This window comes from Allolucifera butyrica (assembly GCF_900476375.1).
In the GTDB taxonomy this organism is placed as follows: Bacteria; Bacillota; Negativicutes; order Sporomusales; family UPPP01; genus Lucifera; species Lucifera butyrica.
In genome coordinates this window covers 123,138-142,489 of sequence record NZ_UPPP01000094.1, presented here as the reverse complement: position 1 = coordinate 142,489, position 19,352 = coordinate 123,138, and the positions used below count along the sequence as shown (strand labels likewise).

Annotated in this window: 17 protein-coding genes and 1 other annotated feature; of the genes, 8 read left to right on the top strand and 9 right to left on the bottom strand. The window is 48.8% G+C overall.

Annotated features, from left to right (window positions below):
• The first annotated feature begins 2 nt into the window (after positions 1-2).
• From LUCIF_RS19595 to ligD (LUCIF_RS19580), 4 genes are all read left to right on the top strand, one after another.
• Positions 3-302: a zinc-ribbon domain containing protein gene (locus LUCIF_RS19595; RefSeq protein ID WP_122629545.1), complete on the top strand. Its 300-nt coding sequence runs from the start codon at positions 3-5 to the stop codon at positions 300-302.
• Between the two features lie 156 nt (positions 303-458).
• Positions 459-1,442 carry a non-homologous end-joining DNA ligase gene (gene ligD, locus LUCIF_RS19590; RefSeq protein ID WP_122629544.1) on the top strand — a complete coding sequence of 328 codons (984 nt, stop codon included), beginning with the start codon at positions 459-461 and terminating at the stop codon, positions 1,440-1,442.
• A 14-nt stretch (positions 1,443-1,456) separates the two neighbouring features.
• Entirely contained in the window at positions 1,457-2,272 is an 816-nt protein-coding gene (gene ku / locus LUCIF_RS19585; RefSeq protein ID WP_122629543.1) for a non-homologous end joining protein Ku, read from the top strand.
• The gene (gene ligD / locus LUCIF_RS19580; RefSeq protein WP_122629542.1) at positions 2,265-3,173 is read left to right on the top strand and encodes a non-homologous end-joining DNA ligase; all 909 of its coding nucleotides are present in this window, start codon (positions 2,265-2,267) and stop codon (positions 3,171-3,173) included. Before ku ends, ligD (LUCIF_RS19580) begins: the two co-directional genes overlap by 8 nt.
• A gap of 236 nt (positions 3,174-3,409) precedes the next feature.
• On the opposite strand, the gene thrC is transcribed toward ligD (LUCIF_RS19580), so the two are convergent.
• The 4 genes from thrC to LUCIF_RS19560 all read right to left on the bottom strand — a co-directional run bounded on the left by thrC (position 3,410) and on the right by LUCIF_RS19560 (position 6,533).
• Entirely contained in the window at positions 3,410-4,903 is a 1,494-nt protein-coding gene (gene thrC, locus LUCIF_RS19575; protein ID WP_122629541.1) for a threonine synthase, read from the bottom strand.
• Between the two features lie 22 nt (positions 4,904-4,925).
• Positions 4,926-5,594, bottom strand: a complete 669-nt coding sequence (locus LUCIF_RS19570) for a B3/B4 domain-containing protein (protein ID WP_122629540.1) — start codon at positions 5,592-5,594, stop codon at positions 4,926-4,928.
• Entirely contained in the window at positions 5,591-6,079 is a 489-nt protein-coding gene (gene ybaK, locus LUCIF_RS19565; protein WP_122629539.1) for a Cys-tRNA(Pro) deacylase, read from the bottom strand. Before ybaK ends, LUCIF_RS19570 begins: the two co-directional genes overlap by 4 nt.
• A gap of 193 nt (positions 6,080-6,272) precedes the next feature.
• Positions 6,273-6,533: a CPF_0552 family protein gene (locus tag LUCIF_RS19560; protein ID WP_122629538.1), complete on the bottom strand. Its 261-nt coding sequence runs from the start codon at positions 6,531-6,533 to the stop codon at positions 6,273-6,275.
• 159 nt (positions 6,534-6,692) lie between these two features.
• Between LUCIF_RS19560 and LUCIF_RS19555 the strand changes: the two genes are divergently transcribed.
• Positions 6,693-7,766, top strand: coding sequence for an HD-GYP domain-containing protein (locus LUCIF_RS19555; protein ID WP_165866078.1), 1,074 nt, complete (start codon positions 6,693-6,695; stop codon positions 7,764-7,766).
• An 8-nt stretch (positions 7,767-7,774) separates the two neighbouring features.
• On the opposite strand, the gene pheA is transcribed toward LUCIF_RS19555, so the two are convergent.
• Positions 7,775-8,635 carry a prephenate dehydratase gene (gene pheA, locus LUCIF_RS19550; RefSeq protein ID WP_122629536.1) on the bottom strand — a complete coding sequence of 287 codons (861 nt, stop codon included), beginning with the start codon at positions 8,633-8,635 and terminating at the stop codon, positions 7,775-7,777.
• Between the two features lie 39 nt (positions 8,636-8,674).
• Positions 8,675-8,929, bottom strand: a binding site (T-box leader).
• A gap of 70 nt (positions 8,930-8,999) precedes the next feature.
• The gene (locus LUCIF_RS19545) at positions 9,000-10,643 is read right to left on the bottom strand and encodes a pyruvate kinase alpha/beta domain-containing protein (protein WP_122629535.1); all 1,644 of its coding nucleotides are present in this window, start codon (positions 10,641-10,643) and stop codon (positions 9,000-9,002) included.
• Between the two features lie 235 nt (positions 10,644-10,878).
• Between LUCIF_RS19545 and pckA the strand changes: the two genes are divergently transcribed.
• The 3 genes from pckA (at position 10,879) to LUCIF_RS19530 (ending at position 15,436) form a co-directional block, all read left to right on the top strand.
• Positions 10,879-12,459, top strand: coding sequence for a phosphoenolpyruvate carboxykinase (ATP) (gene pckA, locus LUCIF_RS19540; RefSeq protein WP_122629534.1), 1,581 nt, complete (start codon positions 10,879-10,881; stop codon positions 12,457-12,459).
• Between the two features lie 172 nt (positions 12,460-12,631).
• Entirely contained in the window at positions 12,632-14,539 is a 1,908-nt protein-coding gene (nadE, locus tag LUCIF_RS19535) for an NAD(+) synthase (protein ID WP_207858105.1), read from the top strand.
• A 6-nt stretch (positions 14,540-14,545) separates the two neighbouring features.
• Positions 14,546-15,436 (top strand): radical SAM protein, encoded by an 891-nt coding sequence (locus LUCIF_RS19530; protein WP_122629533.1) that lies wholly within the window; start codon positions 14,546-14,548, stop codon positions 15,434-15,436.
• Between the two features lie 92 nt (positions 15,437-15,528).
• On the opposite strand, the gene LUCIF_RS19525 is transcribed toward LUCIF_RS19530, so the two are convergent.
• The 3 genes from LUCIF_RS19525 to LUCIF_RS19515 all read right to left on the bottom strand — a co-directional run bounded on the left by LUCIF_RS19525 (position 15,529) and on the right by LUCIF_RS19515 (position 19,317).
• On the bottom strand, positions 15,529-15,882 hold the full coding sequence (locus tag LUCIF_RS19525) for a hypothetical protein (RefSeq protein ID WP_122629532.1): 354 nt from the start codon (positions 15,880-15,882) through the stop codon (positions 15,529-15,531).
• A gap of 65 nt (positions 15,883-15,947) precedes the next feature.
• Positions 15,948-17,462, bottom strand: a complete 1,515-nt coding sequence (locus tag LUCIF_RS19520) for a hypothetical protein (protein WP_122629531.1) — start codon at positions 17,460-17,462, stop codon at positions 15,948-15,950.
• Between the two features lie 109 nt (positions 17,463-17,571).
• A complete protein-coding gene (locus tag LUCIF_RS19515; protein ID WP_122629530.1) occupies positions 17,572-19,317 on the bottom strand; it encodes an ABC transporter ATP-binding protein/permease in 1,746 nt (581 codons plus the stop codon).
• Between the last annotated feature and the right edge of the window lie 35 nt (positions 19,318-19,352).

Below are 19,352 nucleotides of genomic sequence, written 5' to 3'. Positions count from 1 at the left end.
ACATGACCTACCAAGACAAAAATCTTACCTGTAAGGAATGCGGTGCAGACTTTGCTTTTACTGCTTCGGAACAAGCTTTCTATGCAGAAAAAGGCTTCCAGAATGAGCCTTCACGCTGCCCTTCCTGCCGCGCTGCCCGTAAATCCCAAAATAATGGCCGTTCCGGCGGATTCCGCCAACCGCGGGAAATGTTTGAAGCCACTTGCAGCGATTGCGGTGTAACCACGCAAGTTCCTTTCAAACCTACCGCCGGCAAACCGGTTTATTGCCGGGACTGCTTCCAGGCTCACAAAAGCTACTAAAAAGAAGAATCACTTAATGCAGTGATTCGGGCGGAGTTAATACTCTGCGAAAAAATGATTGGAAAAAGTTAATTTCCGATACAAACAGACCGAATTTCCGGTCTGTTTTTTATTTATCGCTGTAATATTTTTGTCGTCAGGAAAAATACTACTCTCATGAAGCCATTTAAATTTTCGCAATTGAAACCCATGCTGGCAACTCCATCTTCCCAGCTTCCCAATAATGACGCCGAATTTGGCTATGAAATCAAATGGGACGGATTGCGCGCTCTCATTCTCATCGACAACTCACTGTTAACCATTCACAGCCGCCATCTAAAGGATATTACCAGCCATTATCCTGAACTCTTACCCTTAGCGGGCTGCGTATCATCCGCCCCGGTTATTCTGGACGGAGAAATTGTATGCATCGGCCCGGACGGACGACCCTCCTTTTCCCGCCTGCAGAACCGCATGGGAATTACGTCGCTCAAGCAGATTGAACAGAGAAAAGACCAATATCCCGTTACCTATATGATTTTTGACCTGCTATTCATCAATGGTTCTTCCATCCTGCATCTTCCTTATTCTGAACGCCGCTCCCGCCTGGAGAACCTGTCCCTTTCCGGCCCGTCCTGGCAAACCCCTTCCTTCAAAGCCGGCCACGGACAAGAGGTATGGCAAGCCAGCCGCCAACTGGGCCTGGAAGGAATTATCGCCAAACGCCTGGCAAGTACCTATCAACCGGGAAAACGCACCGGTGACTGGCAAAAAATCAAGAATCAAAAGCGGCAGGAACTCTTAATCTGCGGCTGGACACCCGGCCAGGGCGCCCGCTCGGGACAAATCGGCGCCCTTATCACCGGCTATTACGACCGGACCGCCGCGACGCCGCAGTTGCTATACGCCGGCAAGGTAGGAACCGGGTTTTCCCGCCAAACACTAAAACAACTGGCCGACCTGCTCCAGCCGCTGGTACGCTGTTCTTCCCCGTTTTCACAAATGCCGCAGTTGCTGCCGAAAGATACAATCTTCGTTGAACCCCGCCTGATCGGTGAATTTGAATTCACCGAATGGACACCGTCCCATACCCTGCGCCACCCCGTCTTCAAAGGATTACGCTTTGATAAGGATCCGCAAATTGTTGTTAAAGAAACCTAAAGGGGGAAATTTATGTGCCACGTCCTATCTGGAGCGGTGCCATCAGTTTCGGCCTGGTTAATATACCGGTAAAACTATTCAATGCCGTCAAGAAAAAAACGCTGCATTTTCATCAACTTCGCCGGAGCGATGCCTGCCGGATCCGGTTAAAGCGGGTTTGCGCCCTGGACGACAAAGAAGTGCCTGCAGAAGAAATTGTAAAGGGATATGAGCTGTCTTCCAACCAATATGTAGTTGTCACCAATGAGGAATTGGAAGCACTCAGTCCGGAAGCTTCCCGTGGCATTGAAATTGAGGATTTTGTTCAGTGGGAGCAAATTGATCCGGTTTATTTTGAACATTCCTATTATCTAATTCCGGACAAAGGGGCAGGTAAGGCATATACTTTGCTGCTCTCGGCGATGCAAAAGACAAAAAAGGTAGCGTTGGCCCGCTTTATCCTGCGCAGTAAACAGTATCTTGCCGCAATCCGGCCGGCGGAAAATCTGCTTGTCCTGGCTACCATGTTTTTTGCCGACGAAGTGGTTGCCCGGGAAGAACTGAATGACCTGCCTGCCTCTGTTGAACCGCCGGAACGGGAATTAAAAATGGCGGAGCAATTGATTGAATCCTTAGCAAGCGATTTTGCCCCTGCGAAATACCAGGATGAGTACAGGGAAAAAGTACTGGCCATGATTGAACGCAAAGCCGAGGGAGAACAAACGGTAACCCAACCCGCCGCACAAGAGAAAGGGAAAGTAATCGACCTGATGGCTGCCCTGGAAGCCAGTTTGGCAGCGATTAAAGATACGCCGGCGGCCAAACCGAGGAGGAAAAAAAGCCGTGCCTGAAAAAACAAATCTGACCGTCAATGGAGTTACATTACAACTGTCTAACCTCACCAAACTCTACTATCCTGCGGCCGGCTTCACCAAAACCCAGGTAATCGATTACTATATCCGGGTTGCTCCTTACCTTTTGCCTCACCTCCATAACCGGCCTCTTACCTTGAAACGCTATCCACAGGGAGCCTCCAGCCCCTTTTTTTATCAAAAGGAATGCCCCGCCCACCGTCCTGCCTGGCTGCGCACTGCCCCGGTCTGGAGTGAAAAAAACCGCCGTCATGTTAACTTCTGTCTCGTCGAAGATTTGCCGTCCCTCGTTTGGGCCGTTAATCTGGCCGCCCTGGAACTTCATACCTCCCTTTCTCTCGCATCGGCCATTGCCGTGCCTACCACCCTGGTTTTCGATCTGGACCCCGGCCCGCCGGCCGGCATTCTTGATTGCTGTCAAGTCGCCCTTTGGCTACAGGATATTTTCACATCCTATCATCTGCAAAGTTTTCCGAAAACATCCGGTTCTAAGGGGTTACAAATCTATGTCCCTTTAAATTCTCCGGTCAGTTACAGCCAAACCAAACGTTTCGCTAACACGCTGGCCCACTTACTGGAAACCCGGTACCCTCTGGCCGTCATTTCCAACATGCGGAAAAATCTGCGAACCGGCAAGGTCTTTGTCGACTGGAGCCAGAATGACAGTCACAAGACAACAGTTTGCGTTTATTCCTTGCGAGCCCGGGAGCAACCAACCGTTTCTACTCCCCTCACCTGGCAAGAGATCGAATCCGCCTGGCAAACTAAAGCCAAAGACCGTCTTACCTTTACGGCACCGCAGGTTCTTGAGCGGCTGCAGCAGTATGGCGACCTGTTTGCTCCCCTGCTCACCTTGCAGCAAAGTCTACCTGCGGTGTGAGAAAAACCGCTATGCGGTCTTTCGGCTCATGGCGCAGGGCTCGAAGCACGGAAAACCCGTCTGAAAATCATTTTAAGCGGCTAATCCAGGCAGAAGGATCATCTTGTCATAAGCGGAGGTTAAGTGGCAACGGCGGAGCGTTGATAAGGCGATTCTTCTGCCGTTAACGGCTATCATCTATGGGGCAAAATCCGGCTCTCGGAAATTCGAAATATAGCAAAAAGCTGGCCTCGCGGTCAGCTTTTTAAAACTTGCTGCACAATGTGCGGCATTTCCTGCTTTTCACATATAGTCCGGTGCAAAATTTTCTTGTTTTTCAATATGGCCAGCCCGGCCGGGACCGGCCATCCCGTTAACTGCGACAATTGCTCCAGCATGGCAAATTCCGAAAAGCCCTGTACGGACTGCTCACCGTTTACGGCCTGTAAAACGCTGGCATTAAACTTAAAGGGACTGGCGGTAGAAACAATGACTGCCGGCGTTTTATCTCCCGTTTGCTGCCGGTACGTTTCACACACCTTCCAGGCTACCGCTGTGTGGGGATCCATGACATAGCCATAACGGCCATACACTTCCTGAATGGATTGCAAGGCGCTCCTGTCACTGACCCAGTCGGCCCAGAATACCTCCTGTATCTGCCGCAGCGTAGTTTCATCCACCCGGTACGACCCGCCGGTCTTCAAGTCTTCCATCCAGTGCCGGACTTGTTCCGTGTTACCCCGGGTCATGTGATATAAAAAACGTTCCACATTGCTGGAGATCAAAATATCCATGGACGGGGAAATCGTTTTGTGAAACGGACGCTGCCGGTCATAAATCCCGGTCCGTAAAAAGTCGGTCAATACGTTATTGCTGTTGGAAGCGCAAATCAGCCGCTGAACCGGCAGTCCCATCAGCCTGGCATAATATCCGGCCAGAATATTACCAAAGTTTCCCGTGGGAACGACAAAATTAACAGCCTGTCCGTTTACCAGCCGTCCATCCCGAACCATATCGGCATAAGCGCTGAAATAGTAAACGATTTGGGGCATCAAACGGCCCCAATTGATGGAATTGGCGGAAGACAGCTCAAAGCCATCCTGCTGAAGCTGCCGGTTAAAAAGCGGGTCATTAAATATATTTTTTACGCCCGTCTGCGTATCATCAAAATTGCCCTGGACGGCAATAACGGCAACATTATTTCCCTCCTGACTGACCATTTGCAGGCGTTGCATCTCGCTCACACCGGCGTCGGGATAAAAGACAATAATGCGGGTCCGGTCAACATCCCGGAATCCTTCCAATGCCGCTTTACCCGTATCGCCGGAAGTGGCCACTAATATGACCGTTTCCCTGGTTTCACCGTTTTTTCGCAAGGCATGAGTCAACAGATGCGGCAGCATTTGCAGGGCCATATCCTTAAACGCACAGGTCGGTCCATGCCAAAGTTCCAGCATATAGTCGGCACCAACAGGCACCAGAGGAGCGACGGCGGCACAGTCAAATTTAGCCTTACCATAGGCTTGCCGGACACAATCATGAATCTCTTCCGGCGAATAGTCGTCAAGAAAGGGTTGCAAAACAGCAACCGCCCGGCGGCAATAATCCATAGGCACTAATTGGGCCACAAAATTTGAACCGAAGCTCGGAACCCTGTTGGGAACAAATAAGCCGCCATCGACGCTAATTCCCTTTTTTATTACCATGGAAGCGGAAAATGAGTCCTTTCCGCCGCGCGTACTAATATACATAAAACACCTCTTTATTGCGGCATCATGCATGGACAACTTTTTTTTCTACAATACGGCCGCCATTATACTTAACAATCATATCACCGAAAAATTCCATAATATTGTTTAAACCCGGTTCACCGATTTCTTCATCAGCAAATATGACGGAAAGAAGATTCCGGGTGGATAACGTGACAGCGGTTCGCCGGGAATCGGAAGTAGGATTGCCGAAAAATCCCAAAGAATCAGTCAAAAAGGGTTTCTGATCTGTTGAAACCTGCTTGCCGGCTATATTAATATATGTTCCATTTTCCGCCAGACAATAGGTTACGTCCCCTGCAATCTGGCCGGCGTCATAAATTCCAAAAGGAAGCAGGAACTTGATTGAACAATAATTATTTACATCCACGGCGCTATTTACATAATACAGGCCCTTTCCCTGCAAAACCCGCCGCACCAGCGCCTCCGACGCCGGACGGTAGCGGGATGGATCGACATCCAGCTTCTTATACATATTACGTACGGAAGCGATCCGGGGAATCGTCGGCAATACCTTTAAATTATAGATTTGTGCCATTTCCGCCTGTAAGTCCATAAATTCACGCGTTAGAGGGGGTGGCGTTCCCCGTACGATAACATCCTGGATCAATGTGCATCCCAAACGGCAACAAGGAATACTGTCCTTAATACTTTCATGAATCGTGATATTCATAGTTCCTCCACTACCAAAAATCGCGCTACTTTGCATATTTTCGCTTCAACGGCCCTGGCTAATTCGCCGGATGCCACCAGAATCTGATGACCCCGCATTCCCGCACTAATGGATATGAACGGCCAATGGGAAGCACTCTCGTCAAGAAATACGGGATAACGTTTTTTGGCTCCCAGTGGCGACACTCCGCCCCGAATATATCCGGTCAGGGGCTGGACTTCTTTTAAAGATACCATTTCCACTTTTTTATTGCCGCTAGCAACCGCCAATGCCTTCAGGTCCAATTCGGCAGATCCGGGAACGCAAGCCATCAATACTCCTGTTTTGTCCCCCCGCGCTACTAAGGTTTTAAATACTTGTTCCGCCGGAAAACCAACTTTGTCCGCCACATTCTCAGCGCTAAGGTCGCCTTCATCCACAACATATTCCCGTAACTCATATTTAATCTTGAGCCCGTCTAAAATCCGGGCTGCATTTGTTTTCACTGCGTATCCCTCTTTACAATTTGATCAGTCCGTCCATTTTCTTTAGCAGGATCTGTTATTTTTCTCAACAGTATATAATTGTTTTCCTGCCCTGTCAATCCAACAATAACAATATAATAGGAAAATAACAGCAAGCGCGGTTACCCGCGCTTAGAGAAAACGTACAAAAACGAACAACGATTCAGTGTTCCAGCTAAAAATCAAGGGTCATATACTTCACTTTGACATTGGGAATCACCTGTAATTCTTTTTCCAATTGCTGCAGCGGGACGTTATCGCCACAGAGCTGCAATAAAATGATTCCGCTGTTAGTACACGTATCCACGCCGGAATCATGCAGCCCCAACCGGATACGAATGTGACAACCATATTTTGTTAATACATCTTGAACCTTTACAGCTGTTTCGGTACGATTTTCCTGCAGAATAGCCATAATTGCCGAACAGTTGGTCATGATTTTTTCACCTCGCAAAGAATCATAGTAATTTTATTCCATATCATGACCCAAAATCCTCTTAATTATCAGTATAAAATGTAAAATTAGGCTAAAATAAACAGGAAAATGTTTCTTGGCAGGCGAAAAAAGATATATGCTGATAAATCGAGGTGCTGTATGGAGATAAAAGAACGGGAAGACTCCGAAATGATTGAGCAGGATATTGCCCTCCTGGTTCCCGGTATGAAACTGGCTGCCGACGTATGTTCTGCCGACGGCAAGGTTCTTGCGAATAATGGCAGCATAGTCAGCCGGCACACGATCGAAAAGTTTACGGCCTGGCAGATTAGCAAAGTTTTCATTGCTGCCGAAACTCCGGTAAATCCAATTACCGATCTGAACATCCGGCAATTTATTAACGAATACAACCAATCCGTAACATTTATTCAAAAAGCATTTGACGATATTCGCACAACCGACCAGATTCCAGTCGCCTCTTTTGAATGCGTGGCCGGCGGCTTAGTCGAAAAAACATCCGGCTGCGGCAATATTATCGACCAGTTGTATAATCTTCCCCGTTGTGATGATTACACGTATTTCCACAGCGTAAATGTCAGTATCATTGCGTCGATGATTGCCCGCTGGCTTAAACTTCCCCCGCATATTATGAATGCCGTTTCCATGGCGGGATTATTGCATGACGTTGGCAAAGCCCGCCTGCCGGCCGATTTGTTGCATCAACCCCATAAACTTGCCGCTCCGGCTTATGAACATTACCGGCAGCATGTTGCCTACGGCTATGAATTAGCCCGGCAGTCGACCCAAATCGCCCCCAGCATTTTAGATGCTATTTTACAGCATCACGAACGGGAAGACGGCAGCGGCTATCCCTACGGACTGAAAACGGATAAAATCCATCCCTATGCTAAAATCGTTGCCGTAGCCGATTTATATGATGAAGCTTTAACCTTAAACCATGATCCCGCCGACACTCATTTTACACCCTATTCCAGCCTGGAAAAACTGCGGGACCGTCTGCATACGCTGGATCCGAAAGCCTGCCTGGTATTTATCGATAACATGCTCAATTGCCTTTCCGGCAATCAAGTCGTGTTAACCGATAAGCGGCAGGGACGGGTCGTGTTTTTGAATACCGAGCAGCCATCCCGTTCCATGGTACAGCTTAACGACCAAACCGTGCTGGATTTATCGGAAGACCCCGATGTACGCATTCAGTACGTTCTCCGCTAGTTTATATGTTATATAGCATATAAAGGATAAGAGCCCAAATTTTTGAACCATAAGCTTTTGCTTTTTACGGCATCGACTGCGGCGCGTACATTGGCATCGTTTAAGCTGCCTTGCATATCGAAGAAAAAAACGTATTCACCAAGCCCGGTCCGGGCCGGACGCGATTCAATTTTAGTCAGGTTGACCTGCCGCTGTGCAAATTCGAGCAGTACGTTGCACAAGCTGCCCGGGTGCTGTCCGTTAATCCGGCAGACGATGGAAGTTTTGCGATTCGCCGGGAAGACGTCTGCGTCCGCATCTTTCTTCAATACAATAAACCGGGTGCTATTATTCGGATTATCCTGGATATCGGCAGCCTGGACGGCCAAATTATAAATCTGGCCCGCTCTGGCACTGCCTACGGCGGCATGATTTTTAGCTCCCGACGCCACGAGATAAGCTGCCGATGCGGTGCTGTCCATAATTTTTATCTCCGCGTCCGGATAATGGGTCGTAAGATAATGCCGGCATTGAGCCAATGCCTGCGCATGAGACACAATCACATCAATTTTTTGAGTTCCCGGCTTGACGAGAAGGTTATTGCGGATACTCAGCACAATTTCCCGGGTAATGAACAGTTCCACTTCATGGGCCAGATCGTCCAGCGTAACGTTCACCGAGCCTTCCAAAGAATTCTCTACCGGCACGATACATTCGGAAACTTCCCCTTTTTCCACGGACCGGATCACGGCGTCGATACTAGTATAGGGCATAAAAAACAGCCGTCCCGTTTCCAGTTGATAGAGTTTGAGGGCTACTTCTTCGCTGTAAGTGCCCCGGGGACCAAGATAACCTACAACCCGCTCATTAGCCGGTTCTAACACTGCCATACTCTTTCCTCCTAACAAAAATTAAACCTCCCGTCCTTAACTAAGGACGAGAGGTTTTCTCGCGTTACCACCCTATTTATCCGCAAATTGCGAATCACTCAACGAGTACGGGCCGAAGCCGATACCCTTCTTCCTTAACGGGGAAGAAGCCGGCGCAGCCTACCATCCGGCCAATCCGGACTTCAGCCCGCAACTCCCAGGAGAACTTCGACATATAGTCAGCACCGGCTTCCACCAGCTCCGGCTCTCTGTAGCTGAACATCTATGTTTACTTTTCCCGTTCATCATCATTCTTTTTGCTTATTAAATTGAAATCATTGTAACATAAAAAGCAATCCGTTTGCAAGTAAAAAACGATTGTCTTTTATCCAAAGTTTATTAAGCCCCGATAAACAATACCGCGGGTAATATCAAGCGTTATTAGTTCATTCTCGAACAACAATTCCGTAGCATCGGCTGCTCCGGCAATTACCGGCTTTTGCAGGGAAAGGCCAGTAATTGCCGCATGCGAAGAAAGTCCGCCTTCCTCAACAATTAAAGCGGCTGCCTGTTCAATGAGTTGCATGTGTTCCGCTTCGGTAGCCTGAATCACCAGAATTTTATTTTTGCAGAATTTGGCAATGTCCGTCCGGTTCTTTATAATACTGACCCTGCCGGAAATAATTCCGTCACCGATGCCGATTCCTTTGATGACGATATCCCCAACTAAAATCAATTTTACAGCATTATCCGTACCCGGAACGTCAACACTTCCCGATACACCGACTACAGCGTCTCCTTCTTTTAAACAATTTGCCCGCAATGCGGTATCAACCGCCAACTGGATACGGTCTTCCTGGCGAATGGCCCGTCGCGATAAAAGCGGCCGGACTCCCCAGACCATTCTGAGACGGCGAATCACCTGCAGTTGCGCCGAAACGGCAATAATCGGCACAAAACAACGAACTTTCGATAATAACCTTGGCGTAAAGCCCGTATCACTGGGTATGACAAAGGCACCGGCCTTCATCACACCGGCTGCTTGTACCGCTGCCAAACACAATGCATGGGTTAATGGGCTTCCCAGCCGCTTTTCCTCCGGCCGCACGCCCTCTTGCTGTAACTTCTCTTCTGCCTGACGTACCCCCATTCGCACCTGGCTGACAGCTTCGCCGGGAAACTGCCGGGCAGCACCCAGCATGGTCAGAAGGATCCCGTCACACCGGGCGGCGATGGCTTTATCTACGACATCATTGCCTAAAGAAGCGTTCGTACCTGCAGTTGCGGTTACCAGACAAGTCTTGCCGTTGCGGTTGCACTCTTTAATCACCTTTACCGCTGTTTCATAACATGCCAGAAGGCCCGAGCCCTCAACTACTAATCCGTCCACCATACGCAACCCGTCTGCCGGATAATTTGCCAATGGGTCCAACCGCAATAAAACCGGCATATTACTGTCCATCTCATCTAAAATACGCCGGACTGTGATTATATCGCGCATATCCTGTACGCCGGTTAGAATGAAACCGTCCATATTCATCGTAACGGCTCGTTCAACAATCTCCGGCAAATGTGGCGTTTCCTTTAACAAAATGGCGGCGTAAACAGCCGCTCCCGTTCCGGCGGTATCCTGTGCAGCCTGTCGGATTATCCGTACCTGCCTCATCCAATCCTCACAATCACCGGTGAGGCAAAGACTAATTCCGTCGACTCCATTTTCCAATAGCTCTTTTAATGTTTTAGCCGACCAGTTTGCTTCCAATACACACATAATCTTGCTAAAGCACGGACTGTCACTTTCCTGTCCCGGCAGCTCCGGATTGCCGGTCACATAGTAGCCGCTCCCGCCCCGGGCATCGATCATTCCCACGTATTCCAGCGCGCTTAAGGCTTCCCGTACCGAAGAGCGGCTGGCCTTAAACTGACTGCATAATTCTTTTTCACTGGGCAGTTTTTGTCCATACCGGTATTTCCCCGCTTCAATTTCCCGGCGCAACGAGTCGATAATCATTCGGTAGGTCTTTTCCATAACCCGGCCTCCTAATATTACCCGATTTATTTTATAAAGTTATTGCCCCGGAAAAAAAATCCTGCCTGGACGAAAAACCATAAATATACAATATACAGTAATTTGTCAAAAAAAAAAATAAAATCCAGGCAGGCAATTCCCATATAATGATATAAATAATCATTATATTTAGTCTGATAAATTTAAATTTTTAGACTAATCAACTTTTACTTTAAAGTGTAAAGGACGTGAAAAAATGGCAACATCAGTTTGGTATGACCTCCGGCAAAAACACACGGGCATTATTCACATCAATCTCCCCATTCCCAGATTGGTTGAGCTCTCCCTGCAGCACGGCGAGGGACACCTGACAGAATCCGGCGCACTCAGAGTTTCTACCGGAAAATATACCGGCCGTTCCCCGAATGACAAGTTTATCGTCGATACCCCGTCCGTCCATGATGAAATCTGGTGGGGAAACAATCAGTCCGTCTCCGAAGAGGCATTCGGCCGTCTTTATCACAAAGTCTTGGATTATTTGGGCGACAAAGAACTTTTTGTCTTCAACGGCTTTGCCGGCGCCGATCGCCAACACTCGCTGCCGGTTCGTATAATCAACGAGTTAGCCTGGCATAATCTTTTTGTACAACAGTTGTTTCTTCGCCCCGAAGATACAGGTTGGCCGGTACCGGAAGAAGCCGGATTCACAGTTCTCTGTGCTCCCGGGTTTCAGGCTGTGCCGGACGAAGACGGCACAAACTCGGAAGCCTTCGTCATACTGCATTTTGAACAAAAACTCATTCTAATCGGTGGTACCTATTATGCGGGAGAAATGAAAAAGTCTATATTTTCCATCCTGAATTATTTATTGCCGAGGCAAGGCACGCTATCCATGCACTGCTCGGCTAATCAAGGTTCGCGTGGCGATGTCGCGCTATTCTTCGGGCTGTCCGGCACAGGCAAAACTTCATTGTCTGCCGATCCCGAACGGTTTCTCATCGGCGATGACGAACACGGCTGGAATGACAACGGTGTATTTAATTTTGAGGGTGGCTGTTATGCCAAGTGCATCCATCTGACCTATAAAAATGAACCCCAAATTTGGGACGCAATAAAATTCGGCACGGTCCTGGAAAATGTCGTATTTGACGAACAAAAACGGTCTCTTGACTTCAACAGTGAAGAAATTACGGAAAACACCCGGGCCGCCTATCCGGTCAGCTACATACCGGGCAGTATCTATCCGGGCACCGGCGGCCATCCGGAAACGATTCTCTTTTTAACTGCCGATGCCTTTGGCGTCTTGCCGCCCGTTGTCAGACTCTCTCCGGACCAGGCCATGTATTATTTTCTTTCCGGTTATACCAGTAAACTGGCCGGTACGGAACGGGGCGTGACGGAACCGCAAGCCACTTTTTCCGCCTGCTTCGGCTCACCGTTCCTGCCTCTTTCCCCGGTGGTTTACGCCAATTTATTAAAAGACAAAATCGCCGCTCATAAAACCAGGGTGTTTCTCATCAATACCGGCTGGCAGGGAGGCCCCTATGGAATCGGGAAACGAATCTCCATCCAGCACACGCGGCAAATGGTATCGGCCGCCATGGCCGGTGCTCTGGACCAGGTCTGTTATACCACCCACCCGGTCTTTAATTTGTCCGTCCCGCTTACCTGCCCGGGAGTGCCGGCGGACATCCTGCAACCCCAAACTACTTGGTCTGACCCCAAGGCCTATGAAATAGCCGCCTTAAAGCTGGCCGCCATGTTCCATAAAAATTTTGCCAACTTTGCCGGCATGCCGGCAACAATCAGCGCCGCCGGTCCATTTCCCGGTTTATAACGGTTCCAATCATCCGGCCCTGCGAGCACGCAGGGCCCTTTCGATTTTATTATCGAAATTTAGAAGGACATGGCAAATCCATGCAGAATATTTTATTTTTAATCATTTTCATTGTTTTGCATCATCCCTGGAAAAATAATAAAGAAATCGTTGTTCATAAGAGGTGGGTATTTTGTTCAAAGTAGCTTTAGGCCAGATGGAAGTCATACCCGGCAGACCCGATCTGAATACTGCGGCCATGTTATCAATGACTGAGGAAGCCCGCGCCATTCACGCGCAGATGGTCATATTTCCCGAAATGGCCATTCCCGGTTACTTTTTGGGTGACATGTGGGAGCAGGAAGCCTTTTTGCGGGATTGTGAAGAATACGGCCGGGCTGTCATTCGCGCATCGGCAGACCTTTGCATTATTTTTGGCAATGTGGCCACAGATTGGGATAAGGTGGGCGACGACGGCCGCGTCCGCAAATATAATGCCTGCTTTATTGCCCAGAACGGACAATTAAGGGGCAGTGAAAACTTTCCTTACCCGTTCCGCCTAAAAACGTTATTACCGAATTACCGTGAATTTGATGATACCCGCCATTTTTATAGTTTGCGCAAACTGGCGGTAGAATTGGGTACTTCCATCGAAAATTTAATTCAACCGGTTCATTTGACTTTGAACGGCATCGCCATGAAACTAGGCTGCCTATTATGTGAGGACGGCTGGAGCGATGATTATGCCGTGAAACCAATTTCCGTTCTGCAGGCGCAGGGTGGTGTCGACCTTTATATAAACATTTCAAGCTCCCCTTTCACCCTGGGAAAAAATAATAAACGCAACCGTGTTTTTTCCAAGGAAGCCAAAGACGCCGGCGTACCGCTCCTCTATGTAAATAATACGGGGATTCAAAACAATGGTAAAACCCTTTACACTTTTGACGGTTCCAGCACCCTTTACAACAGCCGGGGGGAAATTGTCGCCGCCTGTCCTCCCTTCACCGCTACCCTGGCCGGCTTTGACATTGATATAAAAGCCGGCGCCGGTAATCTTCCTCCGGTAGCAATTACGGAACCAAGTGATATCGAAACCATATACCAGTCTCTCCATTACGGCATCTCCCATTTTCTGTCTTCCATCGGCATGAAAAGAGTTGTAATCGGCATTTCCGGCGGTATTGACTCCGCCGTAGCCGCAGCCCTGTATACCAAGGTGGTGGGACCGGACAATGTTTTACTTGTAAATATGCCCAGCCGGTATAATTCACAAACTACGAAAGATCTGGCCGCTAAACTGGCAGAAAACCTTGGCACCTTATACACGGTTATGCCGATTCAGGACGTGGTCGACTATACGGTGGACCAAATCGGCCGCACTCCCATTACCGATCTTGCGGCCAATACTTCCCGTCATTTGTCTGTCAGTTCGTTTGTAAAGGAAAATATACAGGCCCGGGACCGGTCATCCCGGGTATTGGCAGGCATCGCCGCTGCTTTCGGCGGCGGTTTTACCTGCAATGCCAATAAAAGTGAATTGACCGTTGGCTACTCCACCTTATACGGGGACCAGGCCGGTTTTTTAGCCGCTCTGGCCGATTTATGGAAACATCAAATTTATGCCCTGGCCGCGTTTATTAACGAGCATGTATACCCGCAGCCGGTCATTCCGCAGGAAACGATCACCATTGTCCCCAGTGCCGAGCTCTCCGCCGAACAATCGGTCGACGCCGGTCAAGGCGACCCGATCATCTATCCCTATCATGATTTTTTGTTTCATTCTTTTATGGAACGTTGGAATAAAGCAACGCCGGAAGACATTCTCTCCTGGTACCAGGAAGGAGTTCTGGAAGCAAAAATCGGTTGCCGGCCGGGCCTGGTCCAATCACTTTTTGCCTCTCCCGCCGCCTTTATTGCCGATCTGGAACGGTGGTGGAATTTATATAACGGCATGGCCGTGGCCAAAAGGATTCAGGCGCCGCCTGTTTTGGCCGTAAGCCGCCGAGCCTATGGGTTTGACCACCGGGAAGCCCAAAACGGAGTGTACTATACAGCCCGGTACCAGACATTAAAAAAACAGCTCCTGGCAAAGGGAGGTTAATTTAAGATGATTTTTGACACAGCGGAAGGGATGGTCTTTCGTCCTCCCAGCGAGGCCAACAGCTTGATTTTACGGGTTACCATCGGCTGTTCCCACAATGCCTGCACCTTCTGCGCCATGTATAAAGATGTTGCATTTCGCATCCGCCCGCCGGAAGAAGTGTCCGCCCTGATCCGGCAGGCGGCCCGGCTCTATCCCCAAACGCGCCGGGTTTTTCTGGCGGACGGGAATGCCTTGGTTCTGCCGCAAAAACAGTTGCTGACCATTCTGCATTGGCTGCGGGAGTCGCTGCCTAAATTGTCCCGTGTTACCTGCTATGGCGGCCCGAAAGATATTCTGCGCAAAACACCTTCCGAACTGCGGGAATTGAAAGCGGCCGGACTCCAGCTCATTTATCTGGGCATCGAAAGCGGCGATGAGGAAGTCCTCCGGCGCGTAGGCAAGGGAGCAACGGCAAACGAAATGATAACGGCCGGACGTAAAGTGCTTGATGCCGGCATGAAATTATCGGCTATGGTAATCCTCGGACTGGGCGGCAAAGAACTCTCCCGGGTTCACGCCGCCCATACCGCCCAGGTAGTTAGTGCCATTAATCCCACCATGCTCAGCGCTCTTACACTTATGCTGCCGGAAGAAACCGCTTTACGCGCAGAAGCCGAGCAGGGAAATTTTGCTCCCTTATCCCCCTATGAACTCCTGCAGGAATTAAAGTGGCTGCTGGAAAATACCCGGATGAGCGAACCATCCATTTTCCGCAGCAATCACATCTCCAATCTGGTTGCGCTGGCCGGCTCCCTGCCGGCAGATAAAGACCGGCTGCTTGAAGAGGTGCGGCAAGCACTGGAACGTTTCAGAAACGAAACTACCCCAACCTATAATGAACGGGAAACATTCTAGAAATGGATATTGCTGAGCGGCAAAATGATCAGACAGAAAAGGCTGTGGTAAGCAAACACTTACCACAGCCTTTAAATTTTCCACTTTAAAATTTACCGGCGCCGGAACAGAAACCAGATCAAGCTGCCTGCCACGGCCAGAAAAACGGCCAGCGGCAGTGCTATCAGAATAATGCCCGCCAATATAGCGCCAATTAATAACCTTGTCCAAAAGCCGGTCCGATTGGAACCGAACTGTATATGCCTGACATAAATCCGGTTACCGCCGCTGTTGTTATCTTCCTGGTAACCATTTGAGCCGGGATCCGGTTCTCCCTCAATGGTGACGCCCTGAAATCCTTCCCGTTCTTCCCGGCTTAAGATTTGCACTTCCGTTTCTTTGCGGCCGCAATGGGGGCACTGCTCTTCTATCGTATCTTTCTCGGCGCCGCAATAGTAACAACGCACGTTCCTTCCTCCCCTCAAACGCCTTTGCGGACAAATTCCTTTTCCGTGCCTGGCAGGCAATGGAATTATGTCGAAAATAAAGAAAATAAAAACCCTTCCTCGCTAAGAAAACGGGGGTCAAATTTCTCCAGTTCCAGTACTTTATAAAGCCGGTTACGGTTGGTATATACACTAGAAGCCGATACACCAAACACTTCCGCCAAACTGTCGGCCGAAAGCACATGGGATGCATTAATAGCGGAATAGGCATGAACTGTTGCGGCGGCCCAGACTGCCGGTTTACGTACAACAACCGGGTTTAACTGATTAAACTGATGCCATAACTGCCCGGCCAGTTTCACATCATGGGCGGAAAAACCCAGTTGCCGCATCTGACCGCTAAGTAAAACCATGACATCCTGATTTACCGCTTTCGGCGCGGCAATTTCCGGAAAAACCCGTTCCATTTGATTAAATGGTGTCACATTGACCTTGGCCATGGTGCCGAATACATCAAACGTATGCCGTACCGTAATAGCATGGCGGGAAAAAAACTCCTCCCAGGTAGCGCCCGGAACTTGGATTGAAAAAATCTCCTTTTGCCGTGTCACTTCTTCTTTTATACGCCGGCGGAGTTTCGGACTGATTTCCATACTGGTAACATAGTTAACTATGACCATTCCTTCCGAAAATACATGGCCATAAAAAATCAACTTTTTCATTTTTTTATAATCAAAATCGGGATGGGGCAACTTGATATGTTCCCCGGTAAAAAGATTGACACAATCCACCCAGTCCTGATTAATTACTCGGGTTATATAAAAAACAGTAAATTGGGCCTGCAGGAGGTCTTCCAGCATCCGGCGCTCCTCAACGGATACATTCTCCTTATAGGTCTTATAGAAATGGGTCAACGGCGTATCGTCGTTATTCAACAGATGATAGTCAAATAAAAAATAATCCCAGAAGCCCAGCCAAAATTCATCATATTCATCATCGGGCACATTTTGCATCGGTCCTGAGTATAGAAGCATAGCCCGTTCAAAATCGTCGATAAACTGTTCCTGCTGAAAACAGTCGCCCAGCCGGTTCATTAATGTTTCCACCGTTTCATCGTCGGCAGTATCCCAGTCATCGGTTATGATTGTATGCGAGGCGGGGAGCATGGGGTCGACGCCGACAACGTTCAAATCCAGTTTACTGCCGCCGGCGATGGCTTGGGCCGCTTCTTGAAGGAGTCCCATATTATTGATGATTTTTTTACCGGCTAAATATTGATAAAAGCTCAATAATACGCTAAAAAACTTTTTTACCGGTTTTAATGTAACATTAAAACCCTCCATGTATTTTCCCATCCATGTAACAGCCTGACTGTATTCCTGCGGCGGCATCACTTCCAGTTCGCCGCTGTAGCTGTGGCCGGCATACGTTAAATATTGCAAAAACATTTCCAAGTTGCGCCAGTCATCCGTAAGCTCTTTATCGTCTGCCCCTTGCCAGGCTTTTTGGCGTAAATATCCTTCCACCCATTCCCGCTTCACGGCACTTGTCCAGGAGTCCTCTTCATAAAAGAGTTGCACCTGGTCATACACATTCTTCATAATCAGCTAATAGTCTCCTTTTATTTTCGATCCCATACCAATATGCCATTATAACATCTTTAATGCGAATCGGCCAGCTCCGGTGTAAACGGAAAAGACCGGTCAAAAGTCAGGTGCGGTTTATTACCGACAGACTCCATCCGCCGGCACCATCCAGCGTCAGCTTTTGCTTATGGTAGTTGTTTAACGTATCTCTGTGCCCGACACTGACAATGGTCGTTTTATTCAGCCTTTCCTGCAGCAATTGGTAGAGAGCCTTTTCCGTAACTTCGTCCAAAGCGGAAGTCGCCTCATCCAGGAACAGCCACTGAGGCCGCTGCAAAAGCACCCGGGCAAAAGCAATTCGCTGCTGTTCACCTAAGGACAAAATCCGGGACCAGTCTTCGGTCTGATCCAGTTTATTGATAAAACCGTCCAATTTGCACCAGGCCATAATCTGCTTGATTCCATCCTCGCTGACCGACCCGGCCGGCTGCGGGTATAGCAAAACGTCCCGCAGTGTCCCTAAGGGCAGGTACGACTTTTGCGGCAAAAACAGAACGGTCTGGCCGGATGGCTCTAAGATACAGCCTTCCCCATAGGGCCATAAACCGGCGAGGGAACGCAGCAAGGTGCTCTTGCCGGCACCGGACGGACCCGCTACCAGCAAAGCATCCCCCTCTTTAAGCTGAAAATCCAGGTTATTAAGAATCATTCGTCCCGACGGCAGACCCAGTTTCAAGTTCTTTATTGCCAGTAAACCAGCCTGTCCATCCCGCCATTCGATTTTCTCTTTTCCCGTCGCCGCGGCCTGGACTGTCTCCATATGCCTCACAAAGCCGAGAAGACGGTCGACAACTGCTTTCCAGGCGGCAATGTCGGTGTAACTGTTCACAATAAACGAAAGCGATTCCTGCACGTTGCCGAAGGCATTCGATATTTGAATTAACCCACCCAGTTCGATCTTTCTGGCAAAATAGCGTGGTGCCGCTACCAACGTCGGAAAGATAATAGCAAACTGAAAATAACTTAACGTAAACCAAGTTAATTGTTTCTGTTTTTTCATAATCTGCCAAAAGTTATCAAATACGACTAAAAAACGCTTGGTAAAATGAACCCGCTCCTGATTCTCACCCCGGTAAAAAGCAATACTTTCACTGTTTTCCCTCAACCGCACCAGACTGAAACGAAAATCAGCCTCATACCGCTGCTGATTATAATTTAGGCCGATTAAGGGCCGGCCGATCTTGACCGTCAGCCAGGTACCGGCAATGGTGTACCCCACCGCCGCCCATACCAGATAGCCGGGAATAGTCAGTTGATAGGATCCCAAAGGTAATGTCAGAATACCGGACAAACGCCATAAGACAACAATAAAAGAACCCACGGTAACAATCGCCTTTAATAAACCCAGCGTCAATTGCAGTGTGGCGGAAGTAAATAGATTCAAATCCTCGCTGATACGCTGGTCCGGGTTATCAGTGCTGTCCCCCAGTAACTGCATCCGGTAATAAGTGCGCCGTGCCAGCCAACTGTTCACATACCGGTTAGTCATCCATTTTCGCCAGGCGATTTGCAGCATTTGCCGCAAATACAGTCCATAGACACCGGCAGCGATATGAAGAAAGGCCAGAGTCGCGAATAAACTGATATCGTGCAAAAATTCACTCTGGCGATACTGCTGCAGAGTGTTGTAGAACGTATTGTACCACTGGTTTATAAGCACCGCAATATATACATCAAACAGAGTTAAACATACAATTACGGCAAGGAGGCCTCTTGCCTTCCACTTTTCCTCCGAATACCAGTAGGAATGGGTTAGTTTCCACATAGACCGGAAAAACTGCTTATCAAAATGTTTCGTCGACTGTTCCATCTGCTCCTCCATTTATTTTTGTAATGTAGGTTTTA